The sequence below is a fragment of the Halalkalicoccus tibetensis genome (assembly GCF_037996645.1).
Taxonomy (GTDB): Archaea; Halobacteriota; Halobacteria; order Halobacteriales; family Halalkalicoccaceae; genus Halalkalicoccus; species Halalkalicoccus tibetensis.
This window is the reverse complement of sequence record NZ_JBBMXV010000002.1, coordinates 556,392-571,810: the sequence shown is the minus strand read 5'-3', so window position 1 is coordinate 571,810 and position 15,419 is coordinate 556,392. Positions and strand designations below refer to the sequence as shown.

Genomic DNA, 15,419 nt, shown 5'->3' with positions numbered 1-15,419 from the left:
TCGGTGAGGCCCTTGCCGGAGCGAAGCGCGCTTCGCTCCTCGTTTTTGTGATCGAAGCGCTCCTGGTTCTTCGTGAGTTCTTCCGAGCTCATGTCTTCGGGTACGGAGCGAACGCGTAAGAACCTGTGCACGAACTCCCGATGTCGAAACCGTTAGTGGTTACGCGGTCGCGCTTCCGTGGCCGATACCCGGGGAAACACCAAAGCCCGTCCCGCCCGTCGTTCGGGACGTTCATGCCCCGGACCACCGCCCTCGGGAGCGCCGTCGGCCGTGCCGCACGAGCGCTCCGTCGGGGCGTCTCGGCCGGGCGCCACCTCCCCGACGCGCTCTACTACCGGTTGGCGGCGGCGAACCACCGCCATCGTGCGGTCGCGACCGAGAAACGGGTCCACGACGGCTCCTTCCGGAGCTACGAGCTCTACGACCGCCACGGGAACGACTGGCTGCTCGCGGCGCTGCTGGATCGCTGTCGCGACGGCCAGATCGTCGTCGACGTCGGCGCAAACACCGGCGTTTACGCCCTCTCGGTCGCCGCCGAGCACCCCGACGCGACGGTGGTGGCGATCGAGCCCAACCCCGACACGGCCGCGGCGCTGCGGGCGAACGTCGAGGCCAGCGGGTTCGAGGATCGGATCGCTACCCTCGAGCTCGGGCTGGGCGAGGAGGACGGCACGCTCCCCTTCCATCGCTCCTCGTACCACGAGCTGAGCTCGTTCAATCGGTTCAACGCCGAGCGCTGGGGCGCCCGGGTCGTCGGACGCGAGGAGGTACCCATCCGGACGCTCGACGGCCTGATCGACCGGGGCGAGATCCCGCCGCCGGACCACCTCAAGATCGACGTCGAGGGGTTCGGCCCCGCGGTGCTGCGGGGCGCACGCGGGACCCTCCGAACCCACCGCCCGACGGTCTACCTCGAACCCCACGCCCGCACCGAGGGCGAGTCCGACGCGACCGGCGGGACCGCGGACGAGCTCGAGGCGCTGCTCGGGGCGGCGAGCTACGACGTCATCCGCGCCGAGGAGGGGTGGGTCGGCGTCCCGGAGGGCGATCGTGGGTGACGCCTACGCCGGCCGGACGCTCCGACGGCTCCGGCTGCGCTGGGTCCTCGTCGCCTGCCTCGCGGCGTGTGCGACCGCCCTCGCGTTCGCCGGGCTGCGCGCGCTGCTCGCCGACGCCCTCGCCCGGCGCTGGCTCCTCCTCGTCGTTCCGGTCCTGGCCTACGAGCTCGCCCTGCTCTGGCGCTTCCTCCCCAGAAACCGGGCTGGCGAGCGCCTGCTGCCCTCGCTGGGCCCCGGGACGCTGCTGACGATCGCCCGCGGCGTCCTGATCGCCTTCCTCGCGGGCTTCCTCCTCCTCCCCCAGCCCACGGAATCGCTCGTCTGGCTGCCCGCCGTCCTCTACGGGACGGCCGCGCTCGCCGACTACGCCGACGGGACGGTCGCGCGGCTGGCCGACCACGTCACGACGCTCGGCGCGCGCCTCGACACCGAGTTCGACGCGCTGGGGATCCTGATCGCGCCGCTGCTGGCCGTCCTCTACGGTCAGCTCCCCCTGTGGTATCTCGCGGTCAGCGCCGCGCGCTACCTGTTCGTCCTCGGACGATGGCTCCGGCGACGGCGCGGGCTCCCGGTCTTCGACCTGCCGCCCCGGCGGAGCCGCAGGGTCCTCGCCGGCCTCCAGATGGCGTTCGTCGCGCTGGCCCTCTCGCCCGCGGTCGGCCCGCCCCTGACGACCGCCGGGGCCGCCCTCGTCGCGACCCCGTTCGTCGCCGGCTTCGTCCGGGACTGGCTCCACGTCTCCGGGCGGCTGTCCTGAGCCGACACAAGAACAATGTCGCCGTCGGCCGTACTCCCCGCCGTGTCACGCTCGCGTTCGACGACGGCCCGGCCCCTCTATGGAGGGTGTCGATGACCGCCCGCGAGGTCTCCTTTCGCGCGCCCGGCGAGATTCGAGTCGAGGAGCGTCCCGTCCCGGAGCCCGGCTCCGACGAGGTCCTCGTCGAGACCGAGTGCTCGGCGATCAGCCCCGGCACCGAGCTGCTGCTCTACCGCGGCGAGGCCCCCGAGGACCTCCCCGCCGACGAGAGCATCCCCGCGCTATCGGGCGGCCTCGAGTACCCGATCTCCTACGGCTACGCCGCCGTCGGCAGGGTGATCGAGGCCGGTGAGGGCGTCGAGGAGGGGTGGCTCGGCGAGCGGGTCTTCGCCTTCCACCCCCACGCGAGCCACTTCCGCATCGACCCCGCCGACCTCCAACCCGTTCCCGAGGAACTCTCCGCGGCCGAGGCGGCCCTGCTCCCGAACGTCGAGGCCGCCGTCAACGTCGCCATGGACGCCGCGCCGATCGTCGGCGAGCGTGCGGTCGTGTTCGGACAGGGCGTGCTGGGCCTGCTCACGACCGGCATACTCGCCCAGCACCCGCTCGAGGCGCTCTACACGGTCGATCACCACCCGCTGCGCCGGGAACGTTCTCGCGCCCTCGGGGCCGACCGGGCGTTCGAGCCCGGCGCCGACCTCCGGGGGGAGCTGACCGACGACCATCGGGAGGGCGCGGACCTCGCGGTCGAGCTCTCGGGCAACCCCGCGGCGCTCGACGCCGCGATCGAGGCGACGGGCTACGACGGGCGCGTGCTCGTCGGATCGTGGTACGGGAACAAACGCGCGGAGCTCGATCTGGGCGGCTGGTACCACCGCAGTCGGATCGAACTCGAGAGCACGCAGGTCAGCACCGTCGCCCCCTCCCTCCGGGGCCGTTGGGACAAGGACCGCCGGCTCGCCCTCGCGTGGGACCGTCTGAGCGGCCTCGCTGCCGACGCGGTCCTGACCCACCGTCTCCCGGTCGGGGAGGCCCCTGAGGCCTACCGGCTGCTCGACGAGCACCCCGAGGAAGCGATCGGGGCGGTACTGACCTACCCATGAGCGACTTCCGGGAGTACCTCCGCGCGAAGCGGGCCGTTGACGACCGCGCGCTGAACCGCCGGGTGCTCGAGGAACTCCGTGGGGAGCTTCCCGAGGGCCCCCTCGACGTCGTCGAGGTCGGCGCGGGAATCGGCACCGGGATCGTCCGCCTGCTCGAGTGGGAGGTGCTGCCCGAGGCGGTCTCCTACACGGCGATCGACCGTCGGCCGGGGAACGTCTCCGCCGCCCGCGAGCGCCTCCTCGACCGAGGGTTCGTTGAGGGCGACGACGGCCGGCTCCGGCGGGACGAGACGACGGTCTCGCTCGTCGCCGGCGACGCCTTCGACGTTCTGGGGGAGGGAAACGAGGAGTACGACCTGCTGGTCGCCCAGGCCTTCCTCGACCTCGTGGAGCTCGACGACGCGCTCCCCGCCCTCCTCGCCTCGCTCTCGCCGGGCGGGCTCGCGTACTTCCCGATCACCTTCGACGGGGAAACGATATTCGAGCCCGCCCACCCGCTTGACGATCCGGTTCTGGAGGCCTACCACCGCGACATGGAGCGCGAGGGCTCGAGCGAGACGGGCCGGCGGCTGCTCTCGGCGATCCCCGCGGCGGGCGGGGAGATCCTCGCGGCCGGGAGCTCGGACTGGGTCGTCTACCCGCCCTACCCCGACGACGAGCGGCTCTTCCTCGCCCACGTCCTCGACACGATCGAGGGAGCTCTGGCAGGGGATCTCGGCGACGGTTTGGAGGAGTGGCTCGCGGCGCGCCGCGGGCAGCTCGAACGCGGCGAGCTGGTCTACGTCGCCCACCAGCTCGACGTCCTCTGCCGTGGTTAGGTCGCCGCCTCGATCGCTTGCTCCAGATCGGCGATGACGTCCGCGGGGTCCTCGATCCCGATCGACAGCCGGACGAGGTCGTTCGTGACGCCGCCCGCGGCCTTCTCCTCCTCGGAGAGCTGCTGGTGGGTCGTCGAGGCGGGGTGGATGATCAGCGTCTTCGCGTCGCCGACGTTCGCGAGCATGCTCGCGAGCTCGACCCCGTTGCAGACCGCCCGCCCGGCCTCGTAGCCCCCTTCGAGGCCGAAGGCGATCATCCCGCCGTAGCCCCCGTCGAGGTACTCGCTCGCGGTTTCGTGGGTCTCGTGGCCCTCGAGCCCAGGGTAGTAGACCCACTCGACCGCGGGATGGTCCGCGAGGAACTCCGCGACCAGTTGGGCGTTCTCGCAGTGTTTCTCCATCCTGAGGGGAAGGGACTCGAGCTTCTGGAGGGTGACCCAGGCGTCGAAGGGCGACTGCTGGTTGCCCAGATCGCGCAGCCCGCGGGCCCGGGCCGCGTAGGCGAAGGCCGCCTCGCCGAAGGTCTCCCGGAAGTTCAGGCCGTGGTACGCGGGGTTGGGCTCGGTGATCTCCGGGTAGTCGCCCGCCTCCCAGTCGAACGTGCCGCCGTCGATCAGCGCGCCGCCGACCGTCGAGCCGGCTCCATGAATCCACTTGGTGGTCGAGTTCCAGACCAGGTCCGCGCCGTGTTCGATGGGGCGACACAGGTAGGGCGTCGCGAAGGTGTTGTCGACGAACAGCGGGACGTCGTTGTCGTGGGCGATGTCGGCGACGCGCCGGATGTCCGGCGTCACCAGCGCGGGATTGCCGATGGTTTCGAGGTGGACGTACGCGGTGTCCTCGTCGATCGCTTCTTCATACCCCTCGTAGTCGAGCGTGTCGACGAACCGGGTCTCGATCCCGCGCTTCTCGACGGTGTGGGTGAGGTAGGTGTAGGTGCCGCCGTAGAGCGCCGACGCGCTGACGACGTTGTCGCCGGCCTCCGCCAGGATGAAGGTCGCCAGATCGAAGGCGGCCATCCCCGAGGCGGTGGCGATCGCCGCGACCCCGCCCTCGAGCGAGGCCAGGCGCTCCTCCAACATCGCGTTCGTCGGGTTCATGATCCGCGAGTAGATGTTGCCCGGCTCCTCGAGGGCGAACAGCCGCGCGGCGTGGTCGGTGTCCTCGAACTCGTAGGAGGTCGTCTGGTAGATCGGCGGCGCGCGCGCCCCGGTGGTCTCGTCGGGCTCCTGGCCGGCGTGGATGCTCCTGGTAGCGAACCTCTCGCTGTCGTCTCCATCTGCCATGCGAGGGGTGTGAACGCGTATCGAGGTAAAACCCTACTACTAATCGTCCGGGACCCGACCTACCGCCATGTCCCGCGTGAGCGAGTTCAACGACGAACACGGCCTCGCGATGGAGCCGGAACACCGCCTGCTCGACCTCGAGAGCGAGACGGGCGAGCTCGCGAAGGAGCTGCTGAAGGCGAGCGAGTACGGCACGGACGAGTTCGAGGCGACCGAGGGGTTCGAGGACGAGTTCGGCGACGTGTATTACTCGCTGCTCTCGCTGGCCGACGAGTGCGGGATCGACCCCGAGGAGGCGCTCGAATCGAGCATGGGGAAGTACCGCGAGCGCTTCGATTCCTCGGACTCGGTCGGCTCCGGCGCGTAGCTACCCGCGCCAGGGCTCGGGCGCGACCCCGAGCGCGAGGACCAGCGGCCGGTAGAGCGCGCCGATCCCCAGCGCGAGGACGACCCCGATCCAGAACGGGAAGTCCACGAGGAGGTCGATGCCGGCCACGACGACGAACACGAGGACCATCACGGCGACGTAGTGCGGGGCCACTTGTTTCGCCTCAGTCCTGTCCATGTCGGGACGTGTGGGCCCCGCCGATCATAGACCCCCCGACTCCGCGTCCGGGAGCGTCCAGACCTCGCAGTCGGCGCCCGTCTCCGTGTCGCGCTCGGCCACGCTCCCGATGATCGATTCGAGCGCGTCGACGGCCTCCGCGACCCCTTGCTCGCGGTCCATCCCGTCGAGCCCGCCGAGCGCGAACTCCGCGCCGGTCCCGCGCGCGGCGACCTCCTCGTCGAGCTCCCCGCCCGCGGCATCGACCGCTCGCAGCCGAACGACGCCCTCGCCGTCGCGGGCGGCGACGACCGCCTCGACGCCGGCCTCGTCCGCCAGATCGCTCGCGAGCCGCGAGAGGGGGTCGATCCGGATCGCCTTGCCCCGTTCGGTTTCGCGGCTGCGGACCTCGCTCTCGAGCTTCCGGCCGAAGGTCTGGATCGCGCCCGGCTCGCCCACGGCGGCCGCGGCCGCGGCGTCGAACGCGAACAGTTTCTCGAGGCTCTCGCTTCTGACCGCGCTCCCGCTCGTCGCGCGTTTGTCGGCCGCAAGCGCGACGCCGTCCGCCAGTCGAACCCCGACGATGGTTCCCATACCGGGGCGAAGGCGGCCCGTTACAAGAACGTTGGTCTCCGAATGACTCAATCCTTATAACCTCCCACGCGCGAGGGGGAGGCATGTACCGACCACGAGGTGGGCGTCGGTGAGCGACGCCCGCGCGCACACCGTCCGGCTCGAGCTCTCCGACGAGCCCGGCGAGCTGCTGAACGCACTGCGCCCGATCGCCGAGAACGGCGGCAACCTGCTGTCGATCTACCACGAGCGGGGCAACCTCACCCCGCGCGGGCGGATCCCCGTCGAGGTCGACCTGGAGTGTGCCCCCGAGCGCTTCCCGGGCATCGTCGAGGCCCTCAGGAACGCCGGCATCAACGTCATCCAGGCCGGCGAGGAGCGCTACGCCGAGGAGGTCTCGGTGATCCTCGTCGGTCCGCTCATCGAGACGGACCTCTCCGATACGCTGCGCTGGTTCGAGGAGTGTGCGAACGTCTCCGTGCTCGACCTCTCGCTTTCGGCCCCCGAGGACGATCGCCCGAGCGCCCGGCTCCGGCTGGCCGCCGAGGCCGGCGGCGTCTCCGACGCCCTCGCGCGGGTCCGCGAGCTCGCCGACGAGAAGGGGCTGCTCGCCATCGAACCCCAGCTCGACCGCGGGGTGGAGGCATGAGGCTCGCCGTCGTCGGTGCGGGCGCGGTCGGCCGCTCGGTGATCGAGCTCGCCGGGGAGTACGGCCACTCGGTCACGGCGGTCGCCGACTCGCGGAGCGCGGCGATCGCCCCGGACGGGCTGGATCCCGAAACGGTCCTCGCCGACAAGGACGGGGAGGGCCGGGTCGGGTCGTCGGCTCCCGAGGAGGCACTCGACGCGGAGTACGACGCCCTGATCGAGGCGACGCCCACGACGCTCGGCGACGCCGAGCCCGGCTTCTCGCACGCCGTCGGGGCGCTCGAACGCGATCGCCACGTCGTGCTCGCGAACAAGGGACCGGTCGCCGAGCGCTACGGCGAGCTGCGTGCCGCCGAGCGCGAGAGCCGGGGCGAGATCCGCTTCGAGGCGACCGTCGGGGGAGCGATCCCCGCGCTCTCGACGATCGAGGACTTCGGCCCCGACCACATCACCGCCGCACGGGGCGTGTTGAACGGCACCGCGAACTTCATCCTCACCCGGATGGCCGCCGAGGGGCTGGACTACGAGCACGTGCTCGCGGAGGCCCAGGACCTCGGCGTCGCGGAGGCCGACCCCTCCTTCGACGTTGAGGGGACCGACGCCGCCCTCAAGTGTGTGATCATGGCGAACGTGCTCTCGGAGGGCGAGCGGGAATTCAGCCTCGCCGACGCCGAGGTCGAGGGGATCGAGGGCGTGCCGGGAAGCGCGCTCGAACTGGCCGGCGAGGACGGCCGGACCGTCCGGCTGATCGGCGAGGCGACCCCTGAAGGAGTGCGGGTCGGCCCGCGGCTCGTGCCCGGGAACGGCACCCTCGCGGTCTCAGGTACGAGAAACATCGTCCAGTTCGAGACGACCAATGCGGGCCGGCTGAACGTCAGCGGGCGCGGGGCGGGCGGGCCCGAGACGGCGACGGCGGTGCTGTCTGACGTCGGCCGGCTGGGCTGATCGCGCGGCTCACAGCAGTCCGTCGATTGCGGGGCGGAGGAGGCTCTCGATCCACGCCGAGGAGAGCCCGATCGCGAAGGCGCTGGCGGCCGCGATCGCGACGAGTAGCAGCGTCCAGCGGGTGACCGTCCCGCCCCCGACGCGCTCGGCCCCCGGGTCCGGATCGTGGAAGTAGAGCCGGTCGATAAAGGGGACGACGTAGCCCAGCGAGAACAGCGTGCTCACGAGGACGACCCCGGCGACGGGCCACAGCCCCGCCTCGACCGCGCCCAGCGCGATGTACCACTTGCCGACGAAGCCGACCGTCGGCGGCAGGCCGATCATCGCGATCCCGAGCGCGACGAACGACGCGCCGACGACCGGCATCCGTTTCGCGAGCCCCGCGTACTCCTCGAGGGACTTCGCGCCGAAGCGAACGAAGAGGATCCCGGCGACGACACAGAGCGCACCCTTGACCAGCCCGTGGCCCACGAGCTGGAAGATCGCGCCGAAGACCGCCGTCTCGTTGGCGATGGCCAGACCCGCGACCACGAGCCCGAACTGCGAGATCGTCGAGTACGCGAGCATGAGCTTGATCTCGGTCTGGGCCAGCGCGAAGAGGCTGCCGATCAGCACGGTCGCGACGCCGAACCCGATCAGCCCGACGACGACGACGCGGTTGGCCGCGAGGAACTCGGCGGTGAAGACGGTGTAGACGACGCGGACGAACGCGTAGACGCCCGCGGCGGGCACCACCCCGGAAAGCAGCGCGCTCACCGCGTCGGGAGCGACCGCGTGGGCCTCGGCGAGCCAGGTGTGAAACGGCACCATCGAGACGACCACCGCGAGCCCACCCGCGCTCGCGACGAACGCCGCCACGACCAGCGGGTCGGAGTGGCCGATCGCCGCGACCCCCTCGGCGACCGTCTCCATGTAGACCGAGCCGGTCGCCCGGGCGAGCAGGGCGGCGCCGAGCAGGTAGACCCCGCTTCCGACCGAGCCGACGACCAACAGTTTTCGAGCGGCGTAGTCGGCCCGCTGGGAGTCGGCGCTGGTGACGAGGCGAGCCGACGCGGCGATCATCACCTGGACGCCGAGAAAGGTCGTCAGCAGGTCGCCCGCGAGCGTGATCGCGAGGACGCTCGCGACGAACAGGAGATACCCCCCATAGAAGCGGTTGCCCCGCGGGCCCGCGTGGCGCGTGTACGCGAGCGCGCCGAGCGCGAGCACGACGTCGAGCAGCGCGATGATCGCCGAGAAGGCGTCCGCCCGGACCCCGATCTCGACGAACCCCTCGCCGCCCAGCGTCGCGCGGACCGGGCCGCCCGCGGCGATCAGGACCGCGAGCCACGCCGTCAGCAGCGTCGTCGCCCCGAGCGCGAGCACGGCGATCGGCCAGCCGGTGCGCTCGACCCGTCGGCCGGCGAGGACCGAACAGAGCGCGCCGAGGAGGGGAGCGGCGATCACCGCGCCCGCGAGCCACGTCGCGTCGGTCATTCCGTGGGGCCGCGCCACGGATCTCCGGTCGACGGGCGCCCCTCTCTCATTGCCCGTACGTGGGTCGATCGACACATGAGGGTTTCTCTACACGGCCAGGGCGACCAGCAGCGAGGCCGCGAGCACCGCCAGGACGAGGGCGACGCTCGGCCCGATCGCGAGCGTCGCGCTGAGCTCGCCGTCCTCGCCGCGCAGCCATACGGGTAGGACCGTCCTGATCGGGGCCTCGGCCCCCCGCGTCAGCCCCTCCACGCGGGCGGCGACCACGGCAGCGAGCCGGTCCGCTCGCTCGAAGCCCCACGCGAGCGCGCCCGAGACGGCCCGCGTCCCGTAGAGCGCGAGCGGATCGTGGAGCGCGTCGACGTCGGTCCCGCCCTCGAGGCGCTTCAGGAGGGGCTTCGAGACGAGGAAGGCGACCGCTCCGACCGCCCCCAGCGCGAGCTTCTCGAGGACGGTCCCCGTCGCGTAGGGATCGACGGACCACGTTCCCGCGGCGGGCAGCAGGGCGAACAGGAGGTCGTAGCGGAGCCCGAACAGGAGACAGCACCCGGCCAACGGGAGGGTGAGGGCGGCGTACGCGCGCCCGGACGCGACGCCCTCGGGGATCCCGCGGTCGGGCGGCTCCCCGTCGAGGAAGGCGTAGTAGCCGAACTTGGCGAAGGAAGCGGCCGTCCCGACCGAGCCGGCGAGCAACAGCCAGTACAGCGGCCGAGCCCCGGCGTCGTCGGCGGCCGCGAACACCAGCTCCTTGCTGACGAAGCCGTTGGTCCCCGGCATCCCCGCGATCGAGAGGGCGGCCACGGTGAACGCGGCCAGCACGACCGGCATCGTCGCGCCGAGCGCGCCGAAGTGGTCGAGGCGTTCCTCCTTCAGCCGGAGGAGGACGATCCCGGCGAGCATGAACAGCAGCCCCTTGTAGAGGACGTTGTTGAACAGGTGCGCGAACCCGCCGGCGACTCCCAGCGCGCCCCCGATCCCGACGCCCGCGAGCATGTAGCCGACCTGGGCCTGGATGTGGTAGGCCAGCAGCCGGCGCATGTCCGATTGGGCGAGCGCGTAGCCCGCGCCGTAGACCGCCATCGCCCCGCCCGCGTACGCCAGCAGGAGGTTCCCGTCGGGAAAGGCTCGGTGGGCGGTGTAGACCGCGACCTTCGTCGTGTAGGCACAGAGGAAGACCGACGAAGCGACGTGCGGGCGGGCGTAGGAGTCGGGCAGCCAGGCGTGGACGCCGATCACGGCGGCGTTGACCGCGATCCCGATCCCGACGCCGGCCGCCGCGAGCCCCGGGGCGATCCCGTCGCCGAACCACAGCGCGTCCGGGGCGGGTCCGACCGAGGAAGTATGGATGGCGAGCCCGACCAACAGCGCGGTGCCGCCGATCGCGTGGGCGAGCGCGTAACGGTAGCCAGCCCGAACGGCCGGCCCCCGATCGAGCCAGAGCAGCAGCGTCGCGCTCACGGCGAGCAGCTCCCAGCCGACGATCAACGAAAGCCAGTCGCCGACCGTCACCGTCCACAGCGCCGCGGCGGCGTAGACGAGCGCGCAGGTCAACCGTATTCGCCCCATCCCCGAGAGGTGGGCGTAGCCGACCGCGGCGAGCCCGAATCCGCCGAAGACCAGCGTGACGAGCCGGGTCACGGCATCGACGCGGACGACCCGGAGTTCGAAGCCGAGGAACGTGGTCGTAGGGCCGACCCCCGCGGGGACCGCGAGCGCCCAGGCGACGACCAGCGCGAGCGAACCCCCTGCGACCGCCGAGCCGACCCGTCGGGAGAGCAGCGGGACGAGCGCCGCGGCCGCGAGGACGAGGAGCGCCGGCGGGAGCTGCAGCAGCCCGTTCACGGGACGCTCACCCCGAAGGCCCCCTCGGCGACGAGCCGGGCGGCATCGAGCACGAACAGGTGGTCGGGGGCGATCCCGAGCGCGACGACGAGCCCGGCGGTCGCGAGCACCGGCCAGAGCATCGCGGGGGCGGCCTCGGAGCCCGGCCGACCCGATCCTCCGTCGGCCCTGACCTCCCCGCCCCCGTTCTCGCTGCCGCCGAGCGGCCCCGTCGTGACGGGTTTGAGGTCCGCGCTTCCGGGCGTCTCGAAGAACGCCGTGTAGACGACCGGCCAGAGATAGGCGACGGTGAGCACGCTCGACCCGAACAGAACGGCGAGGGCGGCGGGGTTTGCCTCGGCGCTCCCGACCAGCAGGTACCACTTGCTCGCGAAGCCCGCGAACGGCGGAATGCCGGCGAGGCTGAGGCTACCGACGGCGAAGGCGCCCATCGTCAGCGGCAGGCGCCGGCCGACGCCGGCACAGTCGCTGACGCGTTTGACCCCGCACTCGGTCGCGAGGACGCCGGCACAGAGAAAGAGCGTGAGCTTCCCGACGGCGTGGGCGGGCAGGTGGACCAGCGCGCCGACGACGCTCGCCGGGGCCAGCAGCGCGAGCCCGAGGACGATGTAGGAGAGCTGGGCGACCGTCGAGTACGCGAGGCGGCGTTTCAGCTCGTCCTGGCGGAGCGCGAGCAGGCTCGCGACCAGAACGGTCACGCCCGCGACGGCCGCGAGCGCGGCGGCCCCGCCGAGGGCGGTCGAGAGCTCGGGCCCGAAGACGTCGAGGATCACTCGAGCAATGCCGAAGACGCCCGACTTGACGACGGCGACCGCGTGGAGGATCCCCGAGACGGGGGTGGGCGCGACCATGGCGCTCGGGAGCCACGAGTGAAGCGGGACGAGCGCGGCCTTCACGCCGAAGCCGGCAACGAGTAGGCCGAAGGCGAGGCGGGCGGGCCACGGGTCGGCCGAGGCGGCCTCGGCGAGGGCGTCGACGCCGCCGGCCGCGAAGTCGACGGTGCCGGCCATCGAGAAGACCAGCACGGTGCCCGCGAGGATCGGGACGCCGCCGCCGAGCACGTAGGCGAGATACTTGTAGCCGACGTGTCGGGCCCTCTCCGACTCCTCGTGGACCACCAGCGGGTAGGTCCCGACGGTCATCAGCTCGTAGCAGACGAACAGCACGAGCAGGTTTGGGGCGAAGGCGACGCCCATCGCCGCGCCGAGACAGATCGACAGGGCGACGAAGTAGCGCGTCCTCCCCGCGGCATCGAGGTAGCCGACGCTGTAGACGACGGTGACGGCGTAGAGCACGCTCGCGGTGGCGGCGAAGAGGAGCCCGAGGGGATCCGCGCGAAAGGCGACCTCGATGCCGGCGACGAGGGTCCCGACCGGGGTAACGTACGTCACTCCGACGAGGGCGCCGGGGAGCATGCTGCAGACGGTGCCGGCCATCGCGAACGCCGAGCCGACCGCGGCGCCGTCGCGCAGTCGCGGTCTGTCCGCCAACGCGCCGATCAGGACGACCGCGACGGCGGCGAGGCCGACGGCGGCGAGCGGCCTGAATGACATGACCTCCGTCGTCCCCGTGACCGCGCCGCTCATCGCGAGCCCCCCTCGGCGGGCCGTTCGATATCGCCGTCGGTCACTGGTCGTCCGTCGGGTCCGCCGGCGCACAGGTGTTGTGGTTTCGGAGCGTTCCGGACGCCGACCGCGGGCGCCCCGTGCGCGTTCAGCCCGTGGCAGTGGTTGGCAGGAATCGCCCGAGGGCGGCGGTCTCGGGCGGGTAGCGTATCGAAATCGTTTTATGAACAACTGCCGAAACCACCTGTATAGCGCCACCCACGCGCGAGACACATCATGGCTGACCAACCACACCAGAACCTGGCCATCATCGGCCACGTCGACCACGGGAAGAGCACGCTCGTCGGGCGACTGCTGTACGAGACCGGCAGCGTCCCGGAGCACGTCATCGAACAGCACAAGGAGGAGGCCGAGGAGAAGGGCAAGGGCGGCTTCGAGTTCGCCTACGTCATGGACAACCTCGCCGAGGAGCGAGAGCGCGGTGTAACCATCGACATCGCCCACCAGGAGTTCGACACCGACGAGTACAACTTCACCATCGTCGACACGCCCGGCCACCGTGACTTCGTCAAGAACATGATCACCGGGGCCAGCCAGGCCGACCACGCCGTGCTGGTCGTCGCCGCCGACGACGGCGTCGCACCCCAGACCCAGGAGCACGTCTTTCTGGCCCGGACGCTGGGGATTGGCGAGCTGATCATCGCGGTCAACAAGATGGACCTCGTCGACTACAGCCAGAACGACTACGACGAGGTCGTCGAGGAAGTCAAGGACCTCCTCAATCAGGTCCGCTTCGACACCGAGAACGCGAACTTCATCCCGGTATCGGCGTTCGAGGGCGACAACATCTCCGATCGCTCCGAGAACACCGACTGGTACGACGGCAAGACCGTCCTCGAGGCACTGAACACGCTTCCGGAGCCCGAGCCGCCGACGGACGCGCCGCTTCGCCTGCCCATCCAGGACGTCTACACCATCTCGGGCATCGGTACCGTCCCCGTCGGACGCGTCGAGACCGGGATCCTCGAGACGGGCATGAACGTCTCGTTCCAGCCCAGCGACGTCGGCGGCGAGGTCAAGACCGTCGAGATGCACCACGAGGAGGTCCCCCAGGCCCAGCCCGGCGACAACGTCGGATTCAACGTCCGCGGCATCGGCAAGGACGACATCCGCCGCGGCGACGTCTGTGGTCCCGCCGAGGACCCGCCGTCGGTCGCCACCACGTTCCAGGCCCAGATCGTCGTGATGCAGCACCCCTCGGTGATCACCGCGGGCTACACGCCGGTCTTCCACGCCCACACCGCGCAGGTCGCCTGTACGATCGAGTCGATCGATCAGAAGATCGACCCCGCATCAGGCGAGGTCGAGGAGGAGAACCCCGACTTCATCCAGTCGGGCGACGCAGCGGTCGTCACCGTCCGACCGCAGAAGCCCCTCAGCCTCGAGCCGTCCTCGGAGATCCCCGAGCTCGGGAGCTTCGCAGTGCGTGACATGGGCCAGACCATCGCGGCCGGTCGGGTCCTCGAGGTCAACGAGAACTAAACGATGCAACAGGCACGCGTCAGACTCGCCGGCACGAGTCCGAACGACCTCGACGACATCTGCGACGACGTGCGAGAGATCGCGGACAAGACCGGCGTCTCGGTGTCGGGTCCGATCCCGCTGCCGACCAAGACGCTCGAGGTACCGGCACGGAAGTCGCCGGACGGCGAAGGGACCGCGACCTGGGAGCACTGGGAGATGCGTGTCCACAAGCGCCTGATCGACCTCGACGCCGACGAGCGCGCGCTCAGACAGCTCATGCGCATCCAGGTCCCCAACGACGTCTCGATCGAGATCGTCCTCGAGGACTGATCCGAGCGACGACGCCCCGCGGGACCGTTTTCCGTTCTTCCGACCGCGAGCCGCAGCGTTCGATGTAGCGATTTTTGGTCGTCCGTTCCCTGGGTTCGCTATGAGCCGCCGCGGAAACCCGACGATCGAGACGCTGTTCGTCATGGGGATCGTCTTCCTCCTCCAGACGGCGGTGGATATCGTCGGGCTGATGACGTTCCTGTTCGTCCTCGCGCCCCCCGTCGACGTCCGGCCGTGGACGCTCGTGACCAGCGTCTACGCCCATGGCGGGCTGGGCCACCTGCTCTCGAACGCGCTCGCGCTGTTGATCTTCGGCCTGCTGGTCGAGCGCCGCACCAGCCGGGCTCGCTTTCATGCCTTCTTCGTCACGACCGGCATGCTCGCAGGTGTCGCCCAGATCACCCTGGGCGGCCTCGCGGGACCCGCACAGGGCGTGCTCGGGGCCAGCGGCGCGATCTTCGCGCTGATGGGCTACGTGCTCGCGGGCAACGTCGTCTCGGCGACGCTGCTCGATCGGGTCCGATTGAGCCGGCGCATGCAGTTCGTCCTGGCCGTCGTCCTCGCCGCCGTGGTGACGCTCGCAACGGGCGCGCCGGGGGTCGCGCTGATCGCCCACTTCACCGGGCTCGTTCTGGGCCTCGTCGCCGGACGGGCGGGGCTGCTCGACGTCCGAAACGGAAGTCACAAATAACCCGAGCCGGTAGNGCCTCGTCGCCGGACGGGCGGGGCTGCTCGACGTCCGAAACGGAAGTCACAAATAACCCGAGCCGGTAGGAACGGATGCGGGCTCGTAGATCAGTGGTAGATCGCTTCCTTCGCAAGGAAGAGGCCCTGGGTTCAAATCCCAGCGAGTCCACTTCCCTTCGTCTCGCTTCGCTCGACTCCGGTCAGTGGACTCGCTAAGTCCCCCTCGCTCACTTCGTTCGCTCGCGGGACTCCCAGCGAGTCCA

Annotated in this window: 16 protein-coding genes and 1 tRNA gene; 11 read left to right on the top strand and 6 right to left on the bottom strand. The window is 70.9% G+C overall.

Features of this window, described 5'->3' with window-relative positions; all coding sequences use genetic code 11:
• Positions 1-233: 233 nt before the first annotated feature.
• From WOA58_RS08445 to WOA58_RS08430, 4 genes are all read left to right on the top strand, one after another.
• On the top strand, positions 234-1,058 hold the full coding sequence (locus tag WOA58_RS08445) for an FkbM family methyltransferase (protein ID WP_340603743.1): 825 nt from the start codon (positions 234-236) through the stop codon (positions 1,056-1,058).
• Positions 1,051-1,815, top strand: coding sequence for a CDP-alcohol phosphatidyltransferase family protein (locus WOA58_RS08440; protein ID WP_340603742.1), 765 nt, complete (start codon positions 1,051-1,053; stop codon positions 1,813-1,815). Before WOA58_RS08445 ends, WOA58_RS08440 begins: the two co-directional genes overlap by 8 nt.
• Before the next feature lie 92 nt (positions 1,816-1,907).
• The gene (locus WOA58_RS08435; RefSeq protein ID WP_340603741.1) at positions 1,908-2,918 is read left to right on the top strand and encodes a zinc-binding dehydrogenase; all 1,011 of its coding nucleotides are present in this window, start codon (positions 1,908-1,910) and stop codon (positions 2,916-2,918) included.
• On the top strand, positions 2,915-3,736 hold the full coding sequence (locus WOA58_RS08430; protein ID WP_340603740.1) for a class I SAM-dependent methyltransferase: 822 nt from the start codon (positions 2,915-2,917) through the stop codon (positions 3,734-3,736). Before WOA58_RS08435 ends, WOA58_RS08430 begins: the two co-directional genes overlap by 4 nt.
• Here the strand turns inward: WOA58_RS08430 and WOA58_RS08425 are convergent.
• Positions 3,733-5,022, bottom strand: coding sequence for an O-acetylhomoserine aminocarboxypropyltransferase/cysteine synthase family protein (locus WOA58_RS08425; RefSeq protein WP_340603739.1), 1,290 nt, complete (start codon positions 5,020-5,022; stop codon positions 3,733-3,735). The two genes, WOA58_RS08430 and WOA58_RS08425, sit on opposite strands and share 4 nt — an antisense overlap.
• A 67-nt stretch (positions 5,023-5,089) precedes the next feature.
• Between WOA58_RS08425 and WOA58_RS08420 the strand changes: the two genes are divergently transcribed.
• Complete coding sequence (locus tag WOA58_RS08420) at positions 5,090-5,389, top strand: MazG-like family protein (protein WP_340603738.1); 300 nt, start codon at positions 5,090-5,092, stop codon at positions 5,387-5,389.
• Here the strand turns inward: WOA58_RS08420 and WOA58_RS08415 are convergent, their stop codons facing one another.
• Together WOA58_RS08415 and WOA58_RS08410 are read right to left on the bottom strand one after the other, a co-directional pair.
• Entirely contained in the window at positions 5,390-5,587 is a 198-nt protein-coding gene (locus WOA58_RS08415; RefSeq protein ID WP_340603737.1) for a hypothetical protein, read from the bottom strand.
• Positions 5,588-5,611: 24 nt separating this feature from the next.
• A complete protein-coding gene (locus WOA58_RS08410; RefSeq protein WP_340603736.1) occupies positions 5,612-6,160 on the bottom strand; it encodes an Ntn hydrolase family protein in 549 nt (182 codons plus the stop codon).
• A 109-nt stretch (positions 6,161-6,269) separates the two neighbouring features.
• On the opposite strand from WOA58_RS08410, the gene WOA58_RS08405 reads away from it, so the two are divergent.
• Positions 6,270-6,788 (top strand): amino acid-binding protein, encoded by a 519-nt coding sequence (locus tag WOA58_RS08405; protein WP_340603735.1) that lies wholly within the window; start codon positions 6,270-6,272, stop codon positions 6,786-6,788.
• Entirely contained in the window at positions 6,785-7,732 is a 948-nt protein-coding gene (locus WOA58_RS08400; RefSeq protein WP_340603734.1) for a homoserine dehydrogenase, read from the top strand. The genes WOA58_RS08405 and WOA58_RS08400 overlap by 4 nt, the downstream gene beginning before the upstream one ends.
• Positions 7,733-7,741: 9 nt before the next feature.
• Here the strand turns inward: WOA58_RS08400 and WOA58_RS08395 are convergent, their stop codons facing one another.
• From WOA58_RS08395 to WOA58_RS08385, 3 genes are all read right to left on the bottom strand, one after another.
• The gene (locus WOA58_RS08395; protein WP_340603733.1) at positions 7,742-9,208 is read right to left on the bottom strand and encodes a proton-conducting transporter transmembrane domain-containing protein; all 1,467 of its coding nucleotides are present in this window, start codon (positions 9,206-9,208) and stop codon (positions 7,742-7,744) included.
• Between the two features lie 87 nt (positions 9,209-9,295).
• Positions 9,296-11,050, bottom strand: coding sequence for a proton-conducting transporter transmembrane domain-containing protein (locus WOA58_RS08390; protein ID WP_340603732.1), 1,755 nt, complete (start codon positions 11,048-11,050; stop codon positions 9,296-9,298).
• On the bottom strand, positions 11,047-12,636 hold the full coding sequence (locus WOA58_RS08385) for a proton-conducting transporter transmembrane domain-containing protein (protein ID WP_340603731.1): 1,590 nt from the start codon (positions 12,634-12,636) through the stop codon (positions 11,047-11,049). Before WOA58_RS08385 ends, WOA58_RS08390 begins: the two co-directional genes overlap by 4 nt.
• 255 nt (positions 12,637-12,891) lie before the next feature.
• Here WOA58_RS08385 and tuf point away from each other — a divergent pair, with 255 nt between their 5' ends.
• From tuf to WOA58_RS08365, 4 genes are all read left to right on the top strand, one after another.
• The gene (gene tuf / locus WOA58_RS08380; protein WP_340603730.1) at positions 12,892-14,157 is read left to right on the top strand and encodes a translation elongation factor EF-1 subunit alpha; all 1,266 of its coding nucleotides are present in this window, start codon (positions 12,892-12,894) and stop codon (positions 14,155-14,157) included.
• Between the two features lie 3 nt (positions 14,158-14,160).
• Positions 14,161-14,469 (top strand): 30S ribosomal protein S10, encoded by a 309-nt coding sequence (gene rpsJ / locus WOA58_RS08375; protein ID WP_340603729.1) that lies wholly within the window; start codon positions 14,161-14,163, stop codon positions 14,467-14,469.
• Positions 14,470-14,569: 100 nt separating this feature from the next.
• Positions 14,570-15,160, top strand: a complete 591-nt coding sequence (locus WOA58_RS08370) for a rhomboid family intramembrane serine protease (protein WP_340603728.1) — start codon at positions 14,570-14,572, stop codon at positions 15,158-15,160.
• 93 nt (positions 15,161-15,253) lie between these two features.
• A tRNA-Ala gene (locus tag WOA58_RS08365) sits at positions 15,254-15,325 on the top strand.
• The last annotated feature ends 94 nt before the right edge of the window (positions 15,326-15,419 follow it).